This window comes from Rhodopirellula bahusiensis (genome assembly GCF_002727185.1).
GTDB lineage: Bacteria > Planctomycetota > Planctomycetia > Pirellulales > Pirellulaceae > Rhodopirellula > Rhodopirellula bahusiensis.
Genome location: NZ_NIZW01000048.1, coordinates 1 through 23,900 on the forward strand (window position 1 = coordinate 1; position 23,900 = coordinate 23,900).

Below are 23,900 nucleotides of genomic sequence, written 5' to 3' on the forward strand. Positions count from 1 at the left end.
AACATCAACGCGTTTTCATTCAAGGAAACGGTTCTTTTTGGCCTGAGTGTACTGACGCTTGCAATGGCCGCTATTAAGGTGTTCCGTTCAATTGACCATGCTCGAAAACGTCAGCAAGTCGTTGGAAAAATCCCAATTGACCTACTGTCATTTACCACGGATTAGGAGAATAGGATGCTTGCAGTACAGATTTTGGGCGCCACAGTCGTCGGCGTTTTCGGTGCCTTAGTTCTCGACTGGATCACCAACCGCTTCGTGCTTCCAAGAATCTTCGGACGGTACGGCCTTGACCATGTTCTTGAAGAGCATGGTCAGCAGTCATCGCTCCCAATCACCGATCAGAAAGAATCGGACGTGAGCACTGATTGCCCGTTGGTTAGTACGACTGAAGAACATCAACCGCAAAGCCTTTTTAGTTCGGGAAGTGGGAAATCAGAAAAAGGCTCATCGGTCCCCATAACGGCTTAACGCATTAGTTCCGACTCGGCGTCGACCAGATGTTATCTGTTCCACGCCTATCATCGTCGTTGCGTTGCACTGGAACGAGGTAGGTCTCTTCTATGGTCTCGATCGAGTTGTCGGCTGCTTTTCCATCGATGTAACAAAGATAGCCGCCGACGACGACGCTTGCCGTCCCCAGGACCAGCCCTTCGATACTGACGTTTTCAAAAAGTTCTTGTAGCATTCCTTTGCTCCTTGTTTTGTGGTTCTTGATCAAGCAGCTTTGCTCCGACCGTCATTAGAAATCTGCTTGATCCACTGCTTCATCGCAGTAGCGATTTCAGCCTGCGTCACCTTCTTTTTGGCAGTCACTTCAATTTTGATGCCGTCAATCGTGACTGACTTCTTGGTGCGAGGGGCGTTGGAAGCTCTGCCCGTTGTTTTGATTTTGACGGTTTCCGAAACGGCGCCGAAGCTCTCCCCTGCTTTGTAGCGTTCGATCAATTCTGCCTGTTCGGCTTCATTTGGCAGACGCCACATTTGCCGAATAAGGCTTGGGGGAATGTCGCCCGTTGCCACATCTTCAAGAATGGCGGCGGGCAATTTGAGAAGCTTCACCGATCGCTGAACCTTGGTGTCACTTAAGCCGATTTCTTTGGCGATATCTTTGGCGGTTGCGGGCAATCCGGCGGCGGCGCGATCATCCATAATTTTTCTGAATGCTCGCGCTTCTTCAACCGGATTGAGATCCGCTCGGATCAGGTTTTCAATGAGCTGTAGCTCGGTGATATCTGCGTCAGTCAATGCCCCTTCATGAATGACCGCTTCAAGTTCAGCGAAGCCCGCCATCTTCGCGGCGCGGTAACGACGCTCGCCCATCAAAATGATGTAGCGTCCATCCCCGCCTTCATTGGCGTCCCACCAAACGCGGATTGGTTGCTGTTGACCCTTGCTTGCCAAGCTATCGGCTAGCTCCTGCAATTCACCTTCATCGAATGTTTCGCGAACCTGTGGACGCGAGACGATGCGATTGAGATCAATCTTGGCAACATTCATCATGCGGCGTTTGCCAACCGCGCGAGGTTCAATTTCAAAGGCGGCGTCCTGTCCCATCGTGGGTGCTCTGAAGTCTGAGTTATCGAACGTAAAACTGTCTGCTTTGGACATTATGCTGCTCTCCTTTGCTGGCTGATGTTGGCGATCCGTCCCAAGAGTTCGGCGGCGAGTTGCACGGTGACTTTTGCGGCGGGTGTGCTGTTGTCGTAGTTGGTGATGGGCTTGCCCATTTGCTGGGCTTCGCTGATCGCAATCGTTTGCGGAACGACTGTGTCAAAAACGCGGTCGCGTTGAAGCCCGCGAAGATTGTCTTCGATCGCATCGTGAAGGCTAATCCGCGAGCGTCGTTGGCTTAGGAAGTAACCAAGGAACGTCAAACGATTGTTGACTTCGCGGGCGGCTGCAAGTTGCTTGTCTACGCCTGCGATTGCCTGCATGCTGAAACGCTCTGGCAGGATTGGCGAAACGGCGAACTGAACAGCGAGCAAACTCGCCCATGTCGGCATGTTGGAAACGTCCGGCGGACAGTCCAAAATGACGAAATCAAAATGCTCTGACGCTTCAGCAACGAAGTCTTGAAGTGAAAACTGCAGTTGTCCAAGCTTGTGCGGTTCAGGGTGGTTGTGTTTCTTCAAGTGCTCTGAGGCTGGCGTGAGAAACAGATTGTCGAATGCTGTTGGATGAACCAGGTCTTTCAAGGTCGGTTCACACGTGTCATCAAACAGGGCGGCGACGGTTTGGGATCGGTGAAGATCATGGACAGCTTCTGAACCAAGAAAGAATTTGGAAAGCGAGCTTTGCGGGTCAAGATCGACCAAGAGAACCTTCGCTCCTTGGCTTGCAAACACGTAACCGATATTCGTGACGGTGGTCGTCTTTCCGGTTCCTCCCTTGTTGGTGAAAACGCAGATAGTTTTAGCCATTGGATGTCCTCCGTGATTGGGCTGGTGATAGCTGAGTGATCGGCCACAAGAGGGCAGGCGGATCACTTAGCGGCCACTGGCCGTTACAGTTTACGCAGGGCGTTTGACTGGTCAGCGGCCACTGGCCGCCATTCAAAAAACCCCGTTATTTACGGTGTCAGTGACGATGATGGCCGAAACGGCCGAATCACTTAGACGTAAATTCAAGATGCCATGCGGAGGACGTCGATGGCAAGAAAAATCGTCGGCGGCCACTGGCCGTTGGGGATAAGCCTGTTGATAGAACGCTCTAGCGGCCACTGGCCGCTAGGCACGCTCACGCCTCGTCGGACGTGCTAAGAAGACGCAAAACGTGTGCTTCAATGATCGCGTCGTATCCAACCTTTTTGATCGCCCCGACCTTCGGATTTCTCCGGTAAGCAACGGCATAGCTTTTGAACATGCCTTCGGGAGCATCTGCGATCGCTTGATCAATCAAGGTCTCGCGATCATTGGCTGACAACTTAGCGAGGTACGCGTTCACGCGAGCCTGTTGTTTCGCCTTGGCTTTGGCCTCGGCGTCAAGGCGATCTTGTTCTGCTTTGTCGCGTTGTGCCTTCGCTTCTTTGCGTTCCTTCATCGCCTGCATGACGCGTTTTGCCTCTGCTTCACGCTCTTGCTTTGGCTTGAAATTCTTTGGCGGGTCGTAGCTTTCCGTGATGGCTTTTCGCAAGTATCCACCCGGCCGACTTGGCGGGTTTTCGCCCGGGTCTGCAATCTTCCATTCGAGCACCTCGATTTGCAGCCGAATGTGATCGTTTTCGATGTCAGGGTTTTCGACCAACTCACGGGCGGTCGATGCGGTGACGCCGTGATCAACCAACGCTTTGACAAGCTGGCGATTTTCACTGCGTTCTGCTTTGGAGCCGGGCAACGGCAAGACACCAATCGTTTCGCCGCCGACCTTCCTAAAATGAATGTCGTACACGCCGTGCCCGCGTTTGGTGAAACGCTCCTCCGGGGAAGCGTCTTCGATGAACCCGAGGTCAACCAGCTCCTTGATGGCTGGCTTCATCTTGTCTTTGATCTTGGATGGTGCGTAGTTGCGGCTCATCCCAACGTGCTCGAACGCGAGCGTTTGCAAATCGAAGGTGAGGGTGTTCCTGCGGTAGAACCGCTTGTCGAGAAAGCGATAGAGTTGTTTCGCGATCGGAAGCTGCAAATGGAAGAAATCAGCGAGGTTGAGACGCTTGATTGTTCCGCTCGTCACACTCTGGAAAAGCTCGTCCGATAGTCGCAACGAGGAGAGGGGAAGCTCCAATTGCTTGGTGCGTCCGGAATGGTCGTTCAGCTCAAGCTTTGAGAAGAGATGAAAGCCCGTCAGCTTTCGCAAACGGTCTTCGCCTTTGTCCCACCACTGATCGTAGAATAACGTGGTGGACACCCATTTCTTGAGAGCTGTTTCAATGCGTTTGTAGTTCGCTCCGCTTTGCGTCCATCCGAGCAATTCGCACAGTTGATAGCGACTGAATGAGATCGTCTGGGATGTCAGATTGTGGGTTTGCTTGCCGATCAGGATGAGGGCAAAAAAAACGTCTGCATCAACCACCGTGGGCAAGCCGTACTTTTCAGTCGCGACGATCTCGAATCTTCGATTGACCGTTCGGTTTCGTACCGTGTCTGAAAGCTCGGTTTCGTAAGTGAGGCTCGTTAGTCCCTTGGGGACACGTTGACCAAGATAGAAGAGGGGGAACTCGGCAAGGTTCAGCTCGTCCCGCCCTTGCGTGCGGTCAAACTTCTCAACCTCTTTGGTTGGTGCTACTGCTGTCGCCATCGAAGCGTCCCTGCCTTCTTAGAAACCAAATTCAAAAGAAACAACAACATGGAAAACAGTTGTTGAGTCTTAAACAAAGGTTATAACAAAGGTTACAGTAAAACAAGCCTTTGGTGACAAAGGGTTTACGGCGACGAAGTATCCCCAGAACTCCGGTATTTTCGATCGAAAGTACCCCCAGCACTCCGGTATTGGGTGCCGGAAAGTATCCCTAGAACTCCGGTAAAACTACCCCCAGCACTCCGGTATTCTTTTCAAAGTACCCCCAGCACTCCGGTATTCCTTTTCTGAATGCTGGACTGAAAAACCAAGCCCTGAGCCACTGCTGAGAGTACGGCAAATGGCGTGGTTTTGCACGTGTTTTCACGTGGGATACGCGAATGGCAGGCAAATGAATTGCAAACGAAATAATGTGGATTACGGCGACGAAAAAGGGATTTCCAAACTATCCCCAGCACTCCGGTATCCATTTCAAAGTGACCCCAGAGCAACGGTATTTACCGTGCGAAACGCAATTTCAGACAGCGTGAGTAGGCAGGGCGGTTTCGTTCCGCCTTTTGGCTTTGAAGCATTGATCGGATGATGCATTTTGATGTGGATAACTCATGAAACGAGGTTTCCTGAGTGGGTCTAACCTTCCCTCGGCCGGGTTTCCATCGCATTGGGAACCCGCAGCCCTTCCGAATCACGAGGACGTGATTGCAGGCGGGATGCTGAAAAACGAAGGTCACATGCGTGCCAGTCGTCCTTGAAGAACGTCTGGCATGGTTCGCGGTGACGTTGAATACTCGATCGATGATCTCGCTCAAGGCGAAGATGCCTCCAGCTTGCCCCAAATCTCGACGCTGACGCGCTTGAATGGGATTTTCGACCCCGAGTGGGGTGAATGCATTGGAGGAGCCACAGACGCGTTCTGTGCCCGGAAAAGATTGACTTTTTCCCCATGCTGTGAGACTCTGGGGGGAATGAGGAAACACGATCATGACCATTGAATTAACACACGAAACAGAAACGCTCGCTCAAAAAGCGGCGATCACGCTCGGCTTTACCTCGGTTGCCGCCTTCATCGAGCAAGCAATACGCGACAAGGCCGAAAGCGTCACGAAGACGGATGACGTGGTCGATGCTGATCAACAGATCGAGGCATTGCGGGCATTTGCCCAAAGCCACGATCCTGTCAGCCACTTTGTGGATGACAGCCGGGACAGCATCTATCCAGACCGCATCTGATGCAGGTTCTATGCGACACGAATATTCTGGTACGTCTCGCGAATCCGGGTGATCCGAAGCACGATCTCACGCTCAATGCGTTGGCTCGCCTTAGCAAAGATGGCCATAAGCGGGTTTTGGTGCCTCAATGCCTCTACGAGTATCACGTCGTTGTGACACGCCCTGTCCAAGACAATGGACTCGGCCTGAGTGGAACACGGGCGATCGCCGACATCGATCAACTGATTGCAATCAATCACCTGATGGACGACGAGCCAGGAATTTTCCAGAAATGGAAATCAACCGTGGGGCAATTCAAGGTGATTGGCAAACAAGCTCACGATGCCCGGTTGGTCGCTGCGATGGATCATCATGGCCTGACATGTCTCCTGACCTTCAATGACAAGCACTTCAAACGCTTCACGCACTTGAGGATCGTCACGCCGGATGATGTTGTGAATGGTGGGCTGAGTGGGAAAGAGAAATGACACGCACAAGAGAGTTCAAAAACACAATCAAAGAGAAGGCAGACAACGATCCAGAGTTTCGCGTGTCGATGCTTCGATCTGCCGTTGCTGCCTTTCTCAACGGCGAAGCAGCACTTGGACGGTTGACGCTTCGCGACTACGTCACCGCAACGATCGGTTTTGAAGGCTTGGCCAAAGGGCTTGGTGAATTCAAGCCGCAAAGCCTCATGCGAATGCTGAGCAAGGACGGCAATCCACGATCTGAAAACCTATCCGCCATCTTCGCTTACTTGCAAAAGCGCGAGGGTGTAGCACTCGATGTGGTCTCCGTTGACAATTCACGCTCCATCAACGTAAGCGGTCAGGGTGGACTCGACGTTGCCCACAGTAACCACCCGTAGACGAGGGTGTTGGTCAGGACGAGAACGACGATGACTTCAAGCGAAACGATACTTCGCCTTGACGGAGAATACCGTTTGCGAGTTAGGCGTAGGCGATGAGAGGGCGGTATCTTGATCATGGACACATCTCCTTGAAAAAAAGGAAAAGACGTGTCGCCGCCAGCTAATGCATAAGCGTTCAGATCCGAAAGTCAATGAAGCAAAAAGCATGTTTTCGGGGTCGCCAACCACATGTGGTTGTCACTCTTCTTTTCTATCACTACATGTAGTGATAGCGGGGTGGTGTCACCCCAATATAAGGGAGTTTTTTGACAATTTCAGCATCCCAGCAGACCAAAATTGCTTTTGCTTCCAACCTCGGAATTGCCGTTCCGGCTAGACAGTTGGTTTTGGCTTCGACTAGATCAGAGACATTGGGGGTTCACCGAAGCCACGCCCCCAATGTTTTTGAGGCTGGCGAAGCCATGAGCAACGCTCACCATTCCAACAATCAATTCAAATCCAAGCCTCTTGATTGGCTTTGATGGAGGAGGAGATTGCAGGGGGTTTGTTTCAAAACATCGTTCCAGTCTTTCACGACGCCATCGCATCGCGGTGCATGCTCTTTGAAATGCAGGTCATCCCGGCCGATTTGCTGCAGCACGTCACGAAAGTTCTTGGTGAACGTCTCGCCTCCGGCGTCGTTGTCGGCCGCGATGATTATCTCGCCGCCGGATGGCAATTTGGTCATAGCGGAGCTGGCAAGCTCACGCTGTAGTTCAGAGAGTTGACCGCCCGTTGAGAGATAGCACGCGTCTGCTCGAGGGTGCAGGCAGCCGTAAGAGATGGCATCGATAGCACTCTCGGCAAACACAAGGCAAAGCCGCTTGTTTGCTGGCGGCGATGCAAACCAAAGTGATTTATACCCGGACGAGGAGAACGATTTCCACTTGTCGTTTCGGCTCTCCCATCCGGTCACGCCTGTTTGATCCCGGTGGGCAAAGACGGCATTGCCGCGTTTGTCCGAATGAACGCTACCAGTGAAGGGCGGAGCACTGAGCAGCTCCGGAGTCAAATGCCGAGCGTTATTCAGATAGCGATGCTGCCCGGCGGCCAGTGGCCGCACTGCGTTTTGGAAAGCCATCCGCACTTCCAAAACGTCTGGTTGCGTTGGTGTCACGTCATGCGGGACGTCATCGGCAATGGGAAGGGAAGACGAGGGGCACGCACCAACCCAAGGACGCAAACGTTTTCGCACCTGGCCGAGATTGTCAGTCGTTCGATGCTGCACCAGGTCGACGATCGAGCCGCCGCGATCGCCGGGATCGGTCGCACTCCAATACGTCCAGTGCAACGACTTGGCATTGCGTTGAATTGCGATCTTGGAACCCGTCAAAGGGTTCTTCATGAAGCATGAATTGGGCGAGGTCTTTTTGGGCACAACCCGATAGCCGAACTCACCCGCACAAAAGACGGGCAGGGCGATATCGCGTTTGAAGCGATCAAGTTCAGTCTCACGATCCATGACCGTGTTTATCGCACGCGAATGAGTATTCTGCAAGAATTTCAGGCGACGAGAACGTGCCGAGCACCGGAACAAAACCATGGAGAGTTTTCCCGGAATTGCACGTAGTGGTTGCTTGAATGCGGTTTTGGGGGGGGGCTTGAACTGGTAATCTGGGAGTTTTGGTGGTCGCGTGACAAAATAGCGATCTAGCGAAGTAGTTTCAAACACGAACAGGGGCACAGGGCAGTCGTTATGCAGAAGATATTCATTCCATCAGTGGCTCTTATTTGTTCGCTATCGTTGGCGACTGTGCATGGACAAGAAGAGTTGATCGACAAATTCGACAACGGTATTGGGCAGACCATGGTCCTAGTCAAGCCTGGTCTATTCGAGATGGGGTCGCCACTCGACGAAAAAGGGCGTGACAAGGACGAACTTCAACACGACGTGCAATTGACGCAAACGTTCTACATGTCCACAACCGAGGTCACGCAAAAGCAGTGGATTGCAGTGATGGGAGAAGAAACGTGGTTCTTGAGAGGTGGTAGTCGTTCCAACTACATCAATCCCGGTGACGACGTTCCCGCTGTAAACATTAGCTGGCATCAGGCGGTTGCATTTTGCGAGGCTCTTTCGAAAAAGGAAGGAAAGACCTATCGACTGCCAACTGAAGCCGAATGGGAGTACGCCTGTCGCGGCGGCTTCAAGGCTGCCTACAACCATGTTTTGGACCGTAGGTATCCTTGGAAGAACACATGGTGTAAGGAACGGATGAAGTCCACCAGTGCATACGACAATCTCGAAAACAGCTACGTCGCACGCGAAGTGGCCCAGTTCAAACCGAATCGTTACGGCTTATTTGACATGCACGGGAATGTTTGGGAATGGTGTTCTGACAAATACCTTGCCGAGTACTACGAGGAATCGCCAAAGTATGATCCACAAGGAGCGGAATTCGAGAAAGAGCACGTCATACGCGGCGGAAGTATCACTGACGAATTTGTTCATCACCGAAGCGCGAGTCGGTCTTCCAGGGCACCCTATACGCGGCACTCGACCATTGGATTTCGCGTGGCGATGTCAGTCGAATCAGCGGTCACCGGACCTGCGAAGTAACTGTGTCTGTTGTTTCCATCTCACGAGCGTTTCGTGACGCTGATCGGAAAGCTTGGATGTCGACGACGGACGGCGCACATCTTTTTCGGATCGGAGTTCTGACGATCTGTTTGTTTGGCTTCGGAGGTTGCAATACGGTTACGTTTGATCACCGTCCGCCTGATACCAACTTAGATTTTTCCCAATATTTCGTTGGCACAATTACGACGAACCAGACGACATCCAAGGGCTTTGAAAATTCGAGTGCCTTTTTTTTCTCGAAGCCGGACAAATCTGGGCGAAGGGAATTTTTCTTCACTGAAAAATCAAACGATCCCGAAGCGGAGGCGTCCCAACCTATGCAAGGCGGATCCTATCTCTACAAGCTCGGCGGACAACGATTTCATTTCTTTGAGTTTGGCGACGTCGCTGCGGGTCGGTACACAGTCGTCCGCGTTGGTTTCGAGAGTGGCAAACTCGTCTTCGAGATACCGAATGCACGTCAGATGAACGAGGTTTGGCCGCTCGCGAATAAGGAGTTTGCCAATGGAAACTTTCACAGCAGTGCAAGTCCTAATGAGCTTGTGGCCGTTTTCAGCGATCAAGTCCTGGTGGACGAGCTTTTCGTTGACGCGGACAAGCGAATCATCGATTTAAAAAGCAAAACGGTCGCGGCTACCCTTGGGGAGAAGCAGCTCACTGTAAGCGATCCCGGCGGTGTGACTGTCTCGATGCTTTTGCCGGGAATGCCAACCCGTTCTACGTTGATGACCCTGTTCTGTAGCGTGTTTGGCATCGCAGCACTGAGCATGGCGTTTCTGACGGGGCGGCTGCTTCTGCAGGACAAGCAAGCCTCGCCACTAGCATTCCAGCAGATTGTGGTCTCGAAAAAGGTTCTTGTAGCAGGAGCGATGCTGGGAACGATCACAGGTTTTTGTATTTTGCTGCTTCACACGGCGTTCTCCCAGTCGATGCGATCATGGAGTATCGAAACGCTCGTCCCTAAAATATTCGTCATCCTCATCGTGAGCACATTGATAACGTGGGTGGTGGATTCGTACGGCGGTATTTTGTGGGCCGCCGTTTCGGAACGAGAGGAAATGATAAGCAACGCTTCGAACGCTTTGACTGAGCGGCAAATTATGAAGGGCGGTATGCTCTGCGGATTTGTCGTCGCGGTGACCGTTTTGCTCACCTACTCCGCAAGCATAGGCTCGCTCTTTTTCTGGGGGCCAAAACTCATTCTCTTTCTAGTAGCGTTTGGCATCAGTGGCGGAGCACTCGGGACCTGGCTCACGCTTCGAAATGAACCATCAGTGACGTTGGTCCAAAATGCATGCCGAGCGAAGAACATTTCGCGTGCGATGGGGCCAGTGGTTCTGGCGATGGCAATGATGGCCCCTGGGTTCCTGTTGACGCACTGGCTGCAACAAAAGGCGATGTCTTTGGTCGATGCCGGACTGTCTCACCAAATTGATCTGGATATTCCAGGCATCAAAGGGGTTGTTCCGGTCGCACGCGAACCAACCCTTCAAGATGGGTTTATTGTATTTTTCCTAGGCGTTCCGCAAATCGAGTTTGTTGAATGGACGACGGACGTCAAAGAGTTCTCGATGAAAACACCGTCACCATGGCGAGAAGCTGTGCTGTCATTCCTTGCATTTCTGACGACGCTGACAACGGCCATTTTGATTTTGCTTCTCGCAAGATTGTTCGCAAGCATCTTCCTGCGAGTGGCCGCAACTGACGAAGATGAACCCATTATTTACCGACCGATCGCATGAAACCTGTTGTCGAGACGCAGGATCACTTTGTGGTTTGCGAAGAGAAAAAAGGCTGGATCTGCGAAGAAGTGCTTCAATCAGGAAAGCGTCTTGAGCACAGCTTCCCGCAACCAACGAAAAGTTTGGTAGCAAGGCTTCTCTCGGGAAAGCTGCTCATGAAAGAAGTGCCAGCTGGCACCAACGCGACTATCGCTGCTCCACAGGGGAAGCGTTTGATTCGGGTTGAAATTCAAGACAAGCAGATTGTTGGAACGCGTGTATCCAAGATCATGGGCCTGATCGGTGCGACGTTTGACGGCGGACGTGTCTCGGCTTCGTTGACCGCTTTCTCCGTCGGGCAATCTATTGTTCACACGGTGTCTGGTCCGGGAACTATCTACTTTCAGGCCGAAAGTCGCAGCACAAAAGTGCTGACTGAGAGTAGCGTTGGTGAGGAGTCATTTGATCCGCGGTCAATCGTTTGTTTTGGGGCAGGTAGTGAATTCGTCATCACATCAGGACGCAACTTCTGGAGCCTTTTTGCCGGTACCTGGCAGCTCGAATTGAAAAGTGGATGGGTCGTTATTGATACTGGGCACGGAACATCACGTGGTTCCGGACTAGGAACAATGCTGAAGCGAGCGTATTTACCTTGGACGTAATCAAACGAGCAATGACATCATGAGCGATGCGAACAAGTCCGTTGAGGATAAGTGGTTGATCAAGACCATTGAGGGAGACTTTGGACCGGTCTCAAGGTCGAAGCTTCAACGTTTGGCCGGGAAGGGAAAGATCCATCGAGAAACGCCCATTCGCCGTCCCGACGATGCGACCTATGTACGCGCTGAATTGGTCGTCGTTTTCGAGACGACTACGAGTGAGGCTGTCAGCACGCCTACTCCAACGGAGGAGAAGCCGGCAAAGCCTTCGCTCTCGAAGGGTTTGCAGTCGGTTGCAGGCGTTGCCGCCGATGGCTCGCGTCTTACGAAGCTGAAGGTTGTGGCATTGCCGAAAGCAGATAGGGCGATTGGCCGAAAGGCGATAGAAGACGGACTTGTTGGAAAAGACAATCCGTACGTTCAAACAATCCTTCAGCTCCGCTCTGATCTTGCAAAGCTCGAAGAAACCAAAGAGACATCTGACAGCGAGACGCTGAAAGAAAAAGCTCTTCGTCTTGGCACTGAAGCAAAGGTGAAGGTTTCGGCTGAAGCCACTCGGCAAAAAATTGCCAAACAGTATTCGCTGCTGGGCGCCAGCCTGAGACAGGATCCCAACAAATCATCGAACCCTTCAATAGCAACCGAAGTCACGGCAGCCGCTGCAATTGGTGACGAGATCGACCGATTGCAGGGCAGCCTTGATGCACGTCCCAAAGACAAAAAACGGGCAATGATCGCGGCTGCAGTCGTGATCGTTGCAGCACTTTGGTGGTTTAGTGGTAGCGGAACAGGGACTATATCCACCGCGTGGAACTCCCTCCCATTGGGTGCGGACAATGGCGAGATTGATGAAGTGGAGCGAGCCACCGGACTTGTCGCTGACGATTTTCAAGAACGATCAGATCTGATTGCTAAACAGGAGAGGGAGCGTCAAGCGGCCGCTGAAGCTGAAAAGCAGAGGCAAGAAGAAGAGAGGGAGCGGCAAGCCATACTGGCAGAGCAAAAGCGGCTTGCCGAAGAAAAAGCCAAACAGGAGCGAAAAGAACGGCTCGAAAGGGAGGAAGCTGAACGAAAACGCCAAGCGATCGAGGCAGAGCGAGAGCGGATTGAAGGCTTGCAAGAACGTATACGGACGGCGACAGAGAACCCTGAGCATTTGGTTTTGGTCAAAAAGGTTCCAGCTGACAAAACATCGCGGGATTTCGAAAAGGTGCTAGTCGACTCGCGAACGTGGGAAACCATCGCCCCCGTCTATTTCCCGCAGCAAGACATACGCCCCATCAAGCATTCAGCTTTGTTCTTTTCGCCGGGTGGCGATGACGAGAAGACCATCGGAACTGTTCGTCGTTACGGGAAGATCTGGAATCCAATATTGGACACCCAGGAAAGACTGCCGTTTGACGACGGCTCCGTGACTATATCGTGGGACAATCGACGTGCATTTCGTATCCAGGATGGAGACCTGTTCCGCGCCAGTTTGGACTGGAATCAAGAGACTGTTGTGCTTGGTGATCAGATCACTGAAGTGGGAGTGTTTGATCGCCTCGAATTTGTCAAATGGGTCAGGAATGTGCTCACGTTCCGAAATCCATCCAACGACAAAAAACCGATCGTCCAGGTGGACTTAAGCACAAACGAGGTTTTGGAGCTTCCAGCGAGTCCGATCGAGAATGAAAGCACCACTCTACAGTTGACGGATACTCTGATGGTGGAGATCAACCCGAAAGAAATTCGGTTCACCGAATTGGATACAGGTGAAGCACGTGCGATCCCCAACTACGAATTGTTTTCGCACCCAGCAGTGTCAAACAATGCACCTTCAAGGGCTTTACCGATCCTGGAATCGCTGTCGGAACCATTGAGAGACACAGATCGCCCCGTGAAGTGGATAGACAACCGAAAAACCGCTGTCATTGGAAACGACGTTTTTCTAGCTGTCACCCACGGACATCGCTTGCTGGCGGTCCATCTGCCAACCTTGAGGACTAAAACGCTTTTTTGTGGATTGGGACCAAGCAATCCCACTCGAGACAACTTTGGCGAAGAACTTTGGATCGCCAAGGTTTTTGGCTCGAAGGTTGTGTGCGCCGTCACTATCGGGAAACACTGGCAGAGCGTATCCAAGAGCGTATTCTCCGATCCTAAGAGCGGCTCAAAAGATTTTGTAATCGTCGACATCTCGACTGATTCGACCAAATTACTACCGAAGTTTGCTTCTACGGCGACATGGATCAACGACAATGCGTTCCTTTACGTCGTCAAATCAGGAGGTATCAGCGAAGTCGGGCTACACCTCTATTTCATAGATAGAGCCATTTCTAGACGCATCAGCACGCAAACCGAAGAACCAGCCATCGTCATGTTGCAGGATGGAAAAACGGCGCTCATGAATCTCGATGGCTGGAAAAAAGTCGACACATCGACTGGAAGCGTTGAGGACATTGACGTGTTAGCAACCGCGGTCGATGTGATGAGGTTGGGTAATCCGATCGATCTTGGTGTCGACCAAAACCCGCTTGCCGCGTGGAACACATCCCTGTCTCCTACACGTTTCCGCGTTTCCCAAAGTGACATATCCTTCCCGGAATTAGCTTTTGAGACCGACGAACAAGTCTTGAGCGACTACAACGGCGCGGTTCGAGAAACCTTGGATTTTGCTATCAAAAGGCGTGCCGGGTTGTGCGATATCCTAAACACCAGGAAATATGCGGATCTCGTAGCTCCGGTTATCGAAGAGATGGTTAGCGAAGGTAAAGAAGCACGGTTGCTCCAAGACATGCGTTTTGAGACGCCAGTGCGTGACAAGCTTGCTTCCTGCGTGGAGGAGAGCAAGGTGCAGATCTGGATCTATGAAACATGCTGGAACGCAGGAGCGATTATCCCTGATTGGATGTCAGACTCGCAGATTGAAGAAGCGAGCATTCGCACCGCCAAAAGGCTGATGTCAAACCCCAAAACGCGAACCGGTCTTTGCGCGAGTTTGATTTTAGGCAGCACGCGACATCGCACGGGAGCCAATGTACTCGTCTACCAGACGTTCGCCGCAGAATCCAAGAAGCTCCAGGGAAGGCCCTAGGTGCAACCGATACTTTGGTGCTGATCAAAGAGCATCCGAAGTGCGGACATTTCGATTGCTGCTTCTGCATTCACGTCTTCGATCGACGGATGGTAACTGGGCAATTCGAAATTCCAACCACTGCGCGTGATGTTTCCCTCGACATTGACGAGTCGCATTTCGCGAAGGGAATGAGCGAGTTTCATCTCTAGTACAAATTGGCGACCTGGACCTCGTGTCACAATGACAACTGCCTTGTCCCGCAGGGTCTTACCACCGCAGATTTCGAAGTGAAAGACGTTGTTTGGATCGACCCACGACCAATAGTAGGTGAGCTCATCTTTGGTGAGGGTGTCGGCGATTGCTCTCAGCACTGGCGTAATGGCAAGCGAGAAAGCACATTGCAAACCCGTCGACCGCAGAAGCATGTCCATTTTGGGCTGGAAAGCGAAGCGCGGGTCCAAATATCTAAACCGTTCAGGATCCGCTGAAGTCTTTTCTAGCTCTTTCATGATTCATGATCTCATGAACACGGTGATCGTGTCAAACTTGTGTCCTACATCTCAAGCGTATGCCCCTTCTTGCGAGGTGGTGTCAACTGATGGGCCGACGTTTCCTGCTGCTCACCAGATTGTTTTTCGTCGCCTTCCTCCGTTTTACCTTGGGACCTTAAACGCTCCTCCTCCTCCTCGACTGATGGTTCGAATTCGTTGCACATCTTAGCCACGCGTTTGGCATGGTTCTTTTCCATCAATGCAACATCCGGATGTTCAGCACCGCGTTCGGCGATCTCATCGGCAAGTTTTTGTTCATGCTCCTCATTCTCTTGTTGAATCGCATCCAACCGATCTTGCTTGAATTGGGCAAGTTTGTCCTGGACTTCGGTTTCACTAAGAACGCGTTTATCTTCGGTTTTGGGTCGTTTTTCGTCATCTTCTGTCGGGGTGCTCATGGCCTCTCTTCGTTGAGGTAGACTGCGTTTTCTGATCAAACAGTCCGGTTCGGGTTCGTTGGCGAAACATGTACGACGCGATCATTTTCAAAGTCATTGCGGCAGTGGGCTCCCAGTTCGGATACCGCTGTCACGTCGATGATGGGTTGGGGGCATGGCCGCTACTCATGACAAACGGTCGAGGGAACTGGGTCATCTACTGCTCTCCCATCTTTCGGGAACGGCACAAGCGGGGCGTGCTTCTCGCGTTCGGTGTGATCGCCGTCGCGATGTACAAGCTCTGGATGTTGAATTACGAACGCGCAATCGGCGTTCCGTTTGAGCAACTGATGTTCGGCAGCTGGACTCGCATTTGCATTACTGCGATTTTTGCCTATCTGCTGTCTGGTTTGACATTTGTTTCACGATGGCTGTTCGTGTCTCGTACCATTATCCGTTACTGCGTAGTCCGTTCATTCTATCACAACGGTCCAGACGATCTCGGTGTTACGGTGGAGCAAGACCCAGAACAAGCAGACCTCGCGTATTTGATGGTCCAGTGGGGATTCGACGGTTGCAACCAACGTGTTTTGATGAAATTCGAAGGCAACCGTCTAACGAGCGTTGCCGCCCGCGTTCGGGTCGCGTTTTTTGTCGCATTGCACGATGGGGCTACACTGGACAGTGTCTAATCATCGAGCGCATCGCTCAGGTCCTGCGACGAGAGCAACGGCTCGCCCCTCATTTCCTTCTCGTGCGTGTCGTAGAAGACTTTTTGAATAATGACCGGGCTCATTCCCGAAACAAACAGCAATTGTCGATGAAGCTGATCTTCCCGCGCAAACAACCTCGCCACCTCATGTGGAGCAAGAAGATCGCTCATCTCCGTTTTTCGGTTTGCTGAAAACGGATCTGTCGCTGCCTGTCTGGCGTTCATCTGCCTTGGTTCTTTGACTCTCACGCTACCTTGACCAAGGCGTTTGGAAATCCACTCAGCTGTTGTTGGGTCGGTGTTCCCAAAACACTGCATGACGCCTGCATTGGCTATGAACGTCTCCCAACGCTCACCGTAGATTTCCTTTGCTTGCGTAAGATCTTGCCAGAATGCCCACAGCTTGAGGCCGAACCCAGCCATTTGCCCTGCAGCATCGAGAATGGATTGCATGTGCCCAAGTGTGGCCATTTCATCGAGAGCCATCAGGACGGGGCCGTCCATTTTCTTCGAACGACTTGTCGACTCCATGCTTTGAATTGTCAGATTGACCAACATGCGTAGCCAACGCCCGCAAGTACCCATGTGACGCGCGGGAAGGCAAAGATAGACCGACGTATTTTCTGTCTTGAGGTCACTCAGTGCAAAGCTTGACCGTTCGAGACTGCGGCGGATTGGAGGTAGATCCAAGAACATCAAATTGCGGTTCAGGTTGGACAAAACCGATCCACGCTCGTTGGATGGCTTACTGAAAAAATCTGAAGCAGAACGTTGAATGAAGCCTTCGCCACGATCGTTTTGCATCATTCCTGTTTCGACAGCACCTGGAATGCGATTTCCGGATTCGTCTTCCGTGCTTGACTCCATGCTGCAGGCAATTTCGCGGATCTTCCCGAGGTTTCGGTCGCCGGCAAATTGGTCTGCCGTTGCGACATGGCCAATAAGCCCCCGCAAAATCCCTTTGGCGGCCTCAGTCCAATGTGGATCTTTCGAGCCAGGATCCGTCACAACAAGTGCGTCCGCTATCAGCATCGAAAGCTCAATCAGGTTCTCTTCTGTACAACCACGCAGTGGATTGAACCCACCCCGAAGCGCATCGTCGACATCGCTCACTCGAAATGGATCAAGGACAACCACTTTGTGACCATGGTGCCGATGCCGATGAGATGCAGTTTCCGAGGCGAGTTCTCCCTTTGGATCGATCGATATCACGGAGTGAGGCCACAGCAACATGTTTGGGATCAAAACCGCTCTACCTTTGCCAGAGCGACTCCCCGCAACGGTAAAAACATGCCGATCATCAACATGCCCCACAAAGTTGTGCTTCGACGCTTTCGCGTGCCGCATAGGCGTCCCCGCCATGTTCACTCCGGACGACACCATCCAAGCATCGATCGCTCCATAGAATATCTTGCCCTTCGCAAACGATAGTTCGCGTCGGATGTCATCACGGCTTGCAAATGCTACCTTCGGAAGGTCGCCAATGCCGGGCGTATCCGGCCTGCCGCGAGGCACATCAACAAAGAGATCAAAGTCGTCGTTTGGCATGATCGAAGGGTTTCAAATCAGTTTGTTCCACCAAGTGTCGGGGAAAACTACTCGGTGCAGGCAACGGAGCTAGAGATCATAGCAGCGTCAGCCATTCTACAACGACATACCTTCGTCTCTGGATCGTCTACGTTTTGACCGATTGAACACCTTTCGCAACTCGCCTGGATCTTGATTCGGAGGAAACCCCCTAGGGTTCTCGTTGGATTGATTCAACCTAGGGTGTTCTTTCGCAAGCTTCTGCCAGTCGGCTTGCTGCTTAGCCTCGTGAGCCTTCCACTTGGTTTTCAACTTTGCGGTTTCCAGCCTGTGCTTCATGATCGTGGCGTTTCGTTTTTGTTCGTATGCCCGGCGTTGATCCGCCTGCTTTTCGGCAAGCTGAGATTTGATCTTTTCAGCGGCGGCTTTTTCCTCAGCCTTTTGCTGACGATTCAAAGTCGCTTCTTTCGCCTTGTACTGACGCGAGAGGGCTTCCCTCCTCGCCCCTTCGCTTGCCAAAACCCGAAACGTCGCTCCGATTGTTGTGGCTCGCTGCGTCTCCGTCTTTCGGCGAAGGACGTCACGCCATGCAACCAGTTTGCGAGCGTTTTCAATCCGTCCACGTAACGTCTTCTCGTTCGCGTCAAACTTCGCTTTGGCAGCTTCCTTTTCATGGTGCTGTTGTGCCCACTTCTCGCGATACGAATCCCGTACCCGCTGAACTGCCTTTGCGGCGTCTGCTTTGGTCCGTTGCCGGAGTTTTCGACGTTCCGTTTTTGCGGCCGCCTCCATCTGCTGCCACTCTTTGCGGTGCCGCGTCTTGGTTTCTCGCTGCTCCTTGGCGATCGCTGCTGCCTTTTTGCGTTGCTCGGCCAGCAAAGCAGCTTTCTTCGTGTTGTCGTTGGCGACGGACGCTGTCTGCTCATAGAGCGGACGAGGCAAGTCTTTTTCACCCCTGACGTATTCGCCGCGTTTTCTGGCGGCGTTGTTGATCACACGATTGTGGCAAAGAATTTTCCCACGTTCTCGCTCGTACTTTTCCGCCCATTTCGAGGCGTTCAAACGCTCGAAACTGGACGGCAGAATTTTGCCATCCTTCGGCGATACCCGATTGATTACGAGGTGAACATGCGGCTGCGGTTCATCTTTATGGCTGACGATCAGAGCTTGTCGGTCACTCGCTTTGATCTCACGCATGAACCATTTTGCCGCCTTGATTTGTTCCTCTTTGCTGAGACCCTCCCGCTCATCCGCATGCCACGAGAGCGTGACATGCAAAACGTGGTCTTTGGATTTGCGGCCTGTGGCTTTCACTCCGGCTTCCTTCTTAAGCCTGTCCTGATCCATTGAGGTAGCCATCATCACACGTGATGCGGTTTCAGGGTTTTTTGTGCCCAAGTTAACCGTTTCTGTCCACTCGACGCGTTCCGACGTTTTGGCGTCTTTGTCGTGAAGCACGTATTGGGTGATACCCCCGAAGCCGCTTCCTTTAGCATGAATTTTAGGAACCATCACCGCTCACCAATTCATCGAGCGTGGTTTCGACCTTTTGACGCATTGCGTCCAACGCATCGGCCACGTGCTCAGAACCAAGCGGAACTCGCCGATCCGTATTGGCGGCAAGTGCGATTTGGTTCACGTTGACGCCGATCGCGTTGATCTCCTGAATGAGCTTGTCGAGCTTCATGATCGCTGCCGGATCAACACCTCGTACTTGCGGGGCAACGATCCGTTCGCTGAGGGATCGTTTGCGAATAAAGGCGGCACGCGATAGCCCGGCTTTCTTTGCTTCGTTTTGAATGTGATCAAGCTCGAGAAGAGTGAACCGTGTGTTCACCTCTTCCGTGCGACGTTCTAAAGCGTGTTTCTTCGGTCTAGCCATTTCCTTTCCCTCTTGCCCCCACCGCTAAGCCGCCCCGCATCCAAGGACGTTCCTTGGTCGTGTTCCATCGTCGAAACGATGGCCAAGCGGAGCGATACAGGGCTAGAAATGCCCTGTTCTGCGATGCACCGACATGACGTGTCATGACACGGTTCATCGTAGGCCGTTCAGCAGCATGGGGAATGCTGACGGCGACGCGATCAAACCGCGTAGGTTTGCCAGATAAGGGTTTTTGGGGGTCAGGAATTACCGCGAAGCGGTGTTTCTGAGTCGCAAAAACACATCTGGCTATACGTTTATCTACGTTGATTTATCAGAACTCTTTTCCATATGCAACAAAAAACGCCTCTTCCCATGAATCTCCACCGCATCATCCCTTCTCTCGTGCCTCTCCAATGAACCGCAAATGCACCCCCTACGCTTCGAGCGCAAAAAGAGCCCCAAGCATGATGGACACTTGGGACTTTCGGAATTCGAAGTTAGCTCAGTTCGTCATTAGCCGTTTCCAACAGGCATAGCCGCAAGCGCAATGCCTGCCTCTGTTTGCTCGATCTCGTCATCAGCCAAAACCTCTTTCAGCCTCAGGGCGAAACCTGTCAGGCTGCACCCTTTTCTCGTGAAGTGGTCACGCAATGCTGCGTCAAGCTCATCGACCGGACACGGTGATGGTTGATCGCGAAGCTGTTCGCGAATGGCCTTTTTCATGTCGACCTTCTTCACCGAAGGTTTTTTCGGTGCACTCGAGGGTTTTCTACCCAATGCATTCACCGCGTCTGTGATCGCTTTGTGATCCTTTTGCGCGGCTGCAAGCTCTGCTTTTAAGCGGCCGACTTCTGCGGCCGAGCATTCCAGCTCGGTTTCGAGCTGCGAGCGGATGTCGTCGAGACGGTTTGAATTCATTGCACGATGCCCTGTGGAGAAACGCGGTTTTCGTCCTCATGGTAGGCCGGGCGATGGGGACTGGCAATTTGCTCGCCTATTTCAAGCAAACAGCGGCTCACCGTTCGGCGACCGCTTTGGTGTGTTCGACTGAGTCCCAAGTTATCGGACGCTGAGAAGCTACTTGTTCTGTAACACTTTCTTCAGTTCTTCTTCGCTAACCTGCGTCTGGATCTGCGTTGTATGAATGACTACTGCGATTGCAGCAACATAGCGTCGATCTTCTTCTGCCAAATGTGGTTGTTCTTCCGCCAGCTGCTGCATGGCTCTCACGTATTCGCCCGCCGAACTGCGAACCCAATCTTCGAGTGGTCTCATCGTTGCATTTCCTACTTCTGGGATTTGATAGATTACAGTGTCCGTAGCCGTGAGAAGTTTAACCGCTGCCGCTCAATGACACACTCCAATGGACTTCTACGGTTTTGCTGTCCCCAAATACCGATAGACGGTGCCACGGCTGACGCCGAGCATCTTCGCGATTTCTCCAGGGCGGATGCCCTGCTCCCGCAATGCTATTGCCCTATCCGGCTTCGCTTTCGTTGTTCCTTTCGGGCGCGAGTTGTTTTGATAGACGCCCCGCTTCTTTGCTGCGGCGATTCCTGCGGCTTGGCGATCTTTGATCGCTTCTAGTCCCATTTCGGCGATGCCCCAGAGCAATCCGGCAATTGTTCGGCCGAGCGTGCCGTTGAAATCAAACTGCTGTGTGACGCTTACAAAACGGATGCCCTTCTCGCACCAATCGGCAAGCGTGTTGATCCCGTCGACCTGTGACCGAGATAAACGGTCGAGCCGCCACACAACCACGGTTTTCACTTCGCCCATGAAAACCGCTTTTTGCATCGCGTCGAAACCGGGACGATCCAGCGTCTTACCCGTTTTCTTGTCTTCGAACCAAACAACATCTTCGACTGCGATGGCTTGGCCATCGAGCCAACGCTCTATCTCTGCCCTCTGCCCGGAGGCGTTTTGCCCGGTCGAAGAAACACGGATATAGGCGGCGATGCTCACACTCACCCCCTATTCGTTACCGGGTTTTGGTGCTGCAGGCGTATCCAAAACTTCCTCGCGGATCTCGTCCCAATCAAGCCAAGGTTTCTCCTCAATCAAACTGATCAGTTCCGCAATTGCAGCCGTTGCTTTCCCGTCCAGTCCGGGCACGTTCTCAAGGAGCACTTCTGCAATCGCCCACGCCCGGGCTTCTCCACCACTCGCCCCACCTGCCCGTCCCCGGTTAGCGAGTGTCACGAGGTGCCTGAGCTTTTCGTTCTGTGTCATATTCAACTTCTCTCTATGTTATTGTCCCAAAAAGGGTACACCCTTTTTGGGACACTGTCCAAGCGTTTTTAGAACCGGATTTTGGGGCGTCTGCGTGTCGGTTTGCATCGACACCCTTTTTGAGACACTTTTGCCCCCAAATTTTTGCGCCTCCGGCAGGGGCAAGAGGAAAGGAATCACTCCGCAGCAGCAGCTCTCGGTGAATGGAAAGGGCGATCAATCAACCGCCCTGCTCCGTTTAGCTCAGTTTGTCGCTCGCTTTCAGCTCATCGATTCGGTCTTGAACCTTCAAAGCCAATCGAGCGAGTTTGAGGTTATCGATCTCGCTGAAATTGCTGGCTGTTCGCCACTGGTCATCAACCTTATAGCTGCGGCTGTAGGTGACGGAATATCGGAAGCCTTTGCCTTCACTCTTTGGGTTGGCCCAGATCGTCGCCTCGATCCCTCCGCTTCGAAGCTTTGCTGCTGGCTGGTTGGTTTGATCGGTCATTTGATTCTCCTTTTGGTTGTTGATGACTCGGGCCGCGATCAAGCCGCGGTGCGATGTCGTTCCGCAAGGGCGATTGGTGCGGCACGCAGGCGAAGCCGAGTACACGGCCCCTTGCGGATCGATGCCTCATCGTGGCAGCGTGCCCAAGTGAGTCATCCACGGACAAAAAGAGTCCAAGCGATCTTTCATCCATGCCACGGCAGCTAGAACAAATCAAGCTGCGATGGCTTCTGTCGATCTTGGGGTGGTTCGACGGGGCGTTCCGGTTCACCTGGTCTTGCGTTCTTTGCTTCCGGCTTCTGGATCGTCCGATAATCAAAAGGCGATTTTTCAATTGGAACTTCGCGGATCATTCCACCGTGCAGGCCAAATCCGATCTTGTAAACGCGGTTGCATTCAAGCGTGAGCGTGTTTTGCCAAACGGCCCATCCGCGCAGTCCATTCAGGCCCATGTTGATCGCAGTCATTTGAACGCATCGATGGTCAACATCCTGCCCGGTAAACTCCCAATGGGGCTGCGTCTTGGCGACGGCTAGGAGTTGGCGGCCGGACCCGCATGCGGGATCATTGACGCTGCGTCGTTCTTCGGTCCTTTCACTGGGGACAGTAAGTCCAGCCATGACCGCGCAAACGCTATCGGGCGTAAAGAACTGGCCGTTTTCTCCGTAGGTGATGGCTCCTTGGAAGACATCACCGAGCACGTCTTGGCCCGTATCTTCCATGGCCCCAATTAGAAGATGGAACGCCGTCTTGAGAGTGTCGATTGCTCGCTTGCCCGGATCACCGTCGGTGTAGCCCTTCTTGATCGTCTCGTGATACTCGTCCTCCATGGTTCCGCCGGCGAGTGCACAACGCGAAACGGTAAGGAAGTCGCTGAAAACGCGGCCACGACCATGTCCGGTTTTACGTGCGGCTTGATCGAATAACTCGACAAGCTCCTTGCTCGCACCAAGTGTGAAAAACTCTTTTCCCATGCCGCCCTACCTTTCGGTGGCGGCGGTCGTCTCCTGAATACGTGTCATCGATTCGCCTTCCGTTGTTATTTCCATAGCGTGCCATCTGTGGCACGGATTGAGTTGAGGCGTCAACAAAATTCGTCGACGCCCCAGCTGTGTTTAGTGCTCACTGGGGAGATAGAGCGTCCAGTGTTCGCCATCAAACGCCGCCCAGATGTTGATCGTTTCGAGCGGGAAGTCGGTGTAGTCGATGTTCTGGACCAGGAACGGTTCCTCCGGTCCATCGGCTCTGGCAACGAGTTGCCCTGTGGTCCCGTGGCCTTTCTCGAAGGTCCAAAAGTGCATCGTCTCGATGCGGTAGTCCCGAGCGGCAGCACGGTTGAATGCGGGGCTGTTGAAATGGCTAACAATGGCATCGATCAGCCAGTAAGCGGCCCCTTTCTCGGCCATGTGACGAACGCCTGGCGTGTAGATCACGCTACGATTGAGTTGGTGGCGGTATCGAACCAGGTCCCCGGTGAATTGGTTGAGTTCTTGATCGGTGAGTGTGCCCATGAGTTTCTCCTTTTGCTTGGGTTGAACATGCCAAGCGACCGCCACGGGTTTGCTGAACGCAAAAGCCGAAAATTGGAGGAGACCTTCAGGGGGAGCCGATTTTCTGCTTGCCGCCGGGCAGCGGACTTGTGGCAGCCTGCAAATGGTTCGAACAGGCAATAGAGAAGAGCCCAGGAACGGCAGGATCACATTCATTCGTGTGGAATTGCAGAAGCGACCCGCAACATCTTCCTCACTTGAATCAAAATGCTACAATCCGAACCGA

General features: G+C 52.7%; 26 protein-coding genes. 9 read left to right on the plus strand and 17 right to left on the minus strand.

Features of this window, described 5'->3' with window-relative positions; translation table 11 throughout:
- Positions 1-174 precede the first annotated feature (174 nt).
- Positions 175-468, plus strand: a complete 294-nt coding sequence (locus CEE69_RS32275) for a hypothetical protein (protein ID WP_143549387.1) — start codon at positions 175-177, stop codon at positions 466-468.
- Between the two features lie 4 nt (positions 469-472).
- Here the strand turns inward: CEE69_RS32275 and CEE69_RS30975 are convergent, their stop codons facing one another.
- The 4 genes from CEE69_RS30975 to CEE69_RS30990 form a co-directional block, all read right to left on the minus strand.
- Positions 473-685, minus strand: a complete 213-nt coding sequence (locus CEE69_RS30975) for a hypothetical protein (RefSeq protein ID WP_143549388.1) — start codon at positions 683-685, stop codon at positions 473-475.
- 29 nt (positions 686-714) lie between these two features.
- Positions 715-1,608, minus strand: a complete 894-nt coding sequence (locus tag CEE69_RS30980; RefSeq protein WP_099264373.1) for a ParB/RepB/Spo0J family partition protein — start codon at positions 1,606-1,608, stop codon at positions 715-717.
- Positions 1,608-2,420: a ParA family protein gene (locus tag CEE69_RS30985; protein ID WP_099264374.1), complete on the minus strand. Its 813-nt coding sequence runs from the start codon at positions 2,418-2,420 to the stop codon at positions 1,608-1,610. The genes CEE69_RS30980 and CEE69_RS30985 overlap by 1 nt, the downstream gene beginning before the upstream one ends.
- 316 nt (positions 2,421-2,736) lie before the next feature.
- Complete coding sequence (locus CEE69_RS30990; protein ID WP_099264375.1) at positions 2,737-4,233, minus strand: replication initiator protein A; 1,497 nt, start codon at positions 4,231-4,233, stop codon at positions 2,737-2,739.
- A 981-nt stretch (positions 4,234-5,214) separates the two neighbouring features.
- On the opposite strand from CEE69_RS30990, the gene CEE69_RS30995 reads away from it, so the two are divergent.
- The 3 genes from CEE69_RS30995 to CEE69_RS31005 are packed head-to-tail and all read left to right on the plus strand — an operon-like array spanning position 5,215 to position 6,310.
- Complete coding sequence (locus CEE69_RS30995; RefSeq protein WP_099264376.1) at positions 5,215-5,463, plus strand: hypothetical protein; 249 nt, start codon at positions 5,215-5,217, stop codon at positions 5,461-5,463.
- Positions 5,463-5,930, plus strand: a complete 468-nt coding sequence (locus CEE69_RS31000; protein ID WP_099264377.1) for a type II toxin-antitoxin system VapC family toxin — start codon at positions 5,463-5,465, stop codon at positions 5,928-5,930. Before CEE69_RS30995 ends, CEE69_RS31000 begins: the two co-directional genes overlap by 1 nt.
- Positions 5,927-6,310 (plus strand): helix-turn-helix domain-containing transcriptional regulator, encoded by a 384-nt coding sequence (locus CEE69_RS31005; protein ID WP_199170001.1) that lies wholly within the window; start codon positions 5,927-5,929, stop codon positions 6,308-6,310. The genes CEE69_RS31000 and CEE69_RS31005 overlap by 4 nt, the downstream gene beginning before the upstream one ends.
- Before the next feature lie 490 nt (positions 6,311-6,800).
- Here the strand turns inward: CEE69_RS31005 and CEE69_RS31010 are convergent, their stop codons facing one another.
- On the minus strand, positions 6,801-7,814 hold the full coding sequence (locus tag CEE69_RS31010; protein ID WP_158231109.1) for a DUF3991 and TOPRIM domain-containing protein: 1,014 nt from the start codon (positions 7,812-7,814) through the stop codon (positions 6,801-6,803).
- 258 nt (positions 7,815-8,072) lie between these two features.
- Between CEE69_RS31010 and CEE69_RS31015 the strand changes: the two genes are divergently transcribed.
- From CEE69_RS31015 to CEE69_RS31030, 4 genes are read left to right on the plus strand one after another with little or no spacing between them, the layout of a single operon-like run.
- The gene (locus tag CEE69_RS31015) at positions 8,073-8,912 is read left to right on the plus strand and encodes a formylglycine-generating enzyme family protein (protein WP_158231110.1); all 840 of its coding nucleotides are present in this window, start codon (positions 8,073-8,075) and stop codon (positions 8,910-8,912) included.
- A 56-nt stretch (positions 8,913-8,968) separates the two neighbouring features.
- Positions 8,969-10,675, plus strand: coding sequence for a hypothetical protein (locus CEE69_RS31020; protein WP_143549389.1), 1,707 nt, complete (start codon positions 8,969-8,971; stop codon positions 10,673-10,675).
- Complete coding sequence (locus CEE69_RS31025; protein ID WP_099264381.1) at positions 10,672-11,316, plus strand: hypothetical protein; 645 nt, start codon at positions 10,672-10,674, stop codon at positions 11,314-11,316. Before CEE69_RS31020 ends, CEE69_RS31025 begins: the two co-directional genes overlap by 4 nt.
- Before the next feature lie 19 nt (positions 11,317-11,335).
- Entirely contained in the window at positions 11,336-14,389 is a 3,054-nt protein-coding gene (locus CEE69_RS31030; protein WP_099264382.1) for a hypothetical protein, read from the plus strand.
- On the opposite strand, the gene CEE69_RS31035 is transcribed toward CEE69_RS31030, so the two are convergent.
- On the minus strand, positions 14,386-14,802 hold the full coding sequence (locus CEE69_RS31035; RefSeq protein ID WP_158231111.1) for a hypothetical protein: 417 nt from the start codon (positions 14,800-14,802) through the stop codon (positions 14,386-14,388). The two genes, CEE69_RS31030 and CEE69_RS31035, sit on opposite strands and share 4 nt — an antisense overlap.
- A gap of 122 nt (positions 14,803-14,924) precedes the next feature.
- Positions 14,925-15,359 (minus strand): hypothetical protein, encoded by a 435-nt coding sequence (locus CEE69_RS31040; protein WP_143549390.1) that lies wholly within the window; start codon positions 15,357-15,359, stop codon positions 14,925-14,927.
- Positions 15,360-15,487: 128 nt separating this feature from the next.
- Here CEE69_RS31040 and CEE69_RS31045 point away from each other — a divergent pair, with 128 nt between their 5' ends.
- The gene (locus CEE69_RS31045) at positions 15,488-15,991 is read left to right on the plus strand and encodes a hypothetical protein (protein WP_143549391.1); all 504 of its coding nucleotides are present in this window, start codon (positions 15,488-15,490) and stop codon (positions 15,989-15,991) included.
- Here CEE69_RS31045 and CEE69_RS31050 read toward each other — a convergent pair.
- The 10 genes from CEE69_RS31050 to CEE69_RS31095 form a co-directional block, all read right to left on the minus strand.
- Positions 15,988-17,559, minus strand: coding sequence for a type IV secretory system conjugative DNA transfer family protein (locus CEE69_RS31050; protein WP_099264386.1), 1,572 nt, complete (start codon positions 17,557-17,559; stop codon positions 15,988-15,990). The genes CEE69_RS31045 and CEE69_RS31050 overlap by 4 nt on opposite strands.
- A gap of 96 nt (positions 17,560-17,655) precedes the next feature.
- The gene (locus CEE69_RS31055) at positions 17,656-19,050 is read right to left on the minus strand and encodes a relaxase/mobilization nuclease domain-containing protein (protein WP_099264387.1); all 1,395 of its coding nucleotides are present in this window, start codon (positions 19,048-19,050) and stop codon (positions 17,656-17,658) included.
- The gene (locus CEE69_RS31060; protein ID WP_099264388.1) at positions 19,040-19,420 is read right to left on the minus strand and encodes a plasmid mobilization protein; all 381 of its coding nucleotides are present in this window, start codon (positions 19,418-19,420) and stop codon (positions 19,040-19,042) included. Before CEE69_RS31060 ends, CEE69_RS31055 begins: the two co-directional genes overlap by 11 nt.
- A 495-nt stretch (positions 19,421-19,915) precedes the next feature.
- Complete coding sequence (locus CEE69_RS31065; protein WP_099264389.1) at positions 19,916-20,320, minus strand: hypothetical protein; 405 nt, start codon at positions 20,318-20,320, stop codon at positions 19,916-19,918.
- A 159-nt stretch (positions 20,321-20,479) separates the two neighbouring features.
- The gene (locus tag CEE69_RS31070; RefSeq protein WP_099264390.1) at positions 20,480-20,677 is read right to left on the minus strand and encodes a hypothetical protein; all 198 of its coding nucleotides are present in this window, start codon (positions 20,675-20,677) and stop codon (positions 20,480-20,482) included.
- Between the two features lie 96 nt (positions 20,678-20,773).
- Positions 20,774-21,367: a recombinase family protein gene (locus tag CEE69_RS31075; RefSeq protein ID WP_099264391.1), complete on the minus strand. Its 594-nt coding sequence runs from the start codon at positions 21,365-21,367 to the stop codon at positions 20,774-20,776.
- Positions 21,368-21,376: 9 nt separating this feature from the next.
- Positions 21,377-21,634, minus strand: coding sequence for a hypothetical protein (locus CEE69_RS31080; RefSeq protein ID WP_099264392.1), 258 nt, complete (start codon positions 21,632-21,634; stop codon positions 21,377-21,379).
- Between the two features lie 238 nt (positions 21,635-21,872).
- Complete coding sequence (locus CEE69_RS31085; RefSeq protein WP_099264400.1) at positions 21,873-22,124, minus strand: hypothetical protein; 252 nt, start codon at positions 22,122-22,124, stop codon at positions 21,873-21,875.
- A 203-nt stretch (positions 22,125-22,327) separates the two neighbouring features.
- A complete protein-coding gene (locus tag CEE69_RS31090; protein ID WP_099264393.1) occupies positions 22,328-23,098 on the minus strand; it encodes an N-6 DNA methylase in 771 nt (256 codons plus the stop codon).
- A gap of 141 nt (positions 23,099-23,239) precedes the next feature.
- The gene (locus CEE69_RS31095; RefSeq protein ID WP_233215823.1) at positions 23,240-23,635 is read right to left on the minus strand and encodes a DUF6876 family protein; all 396 of its coding nucleotides are present in this window, start codon (positions 23,633-23,635) and stop codon (positions 23,240-23,242) included.
- Between the last annotated feature and the right edge of the window lie 265 nt (positions 23,636-23,900).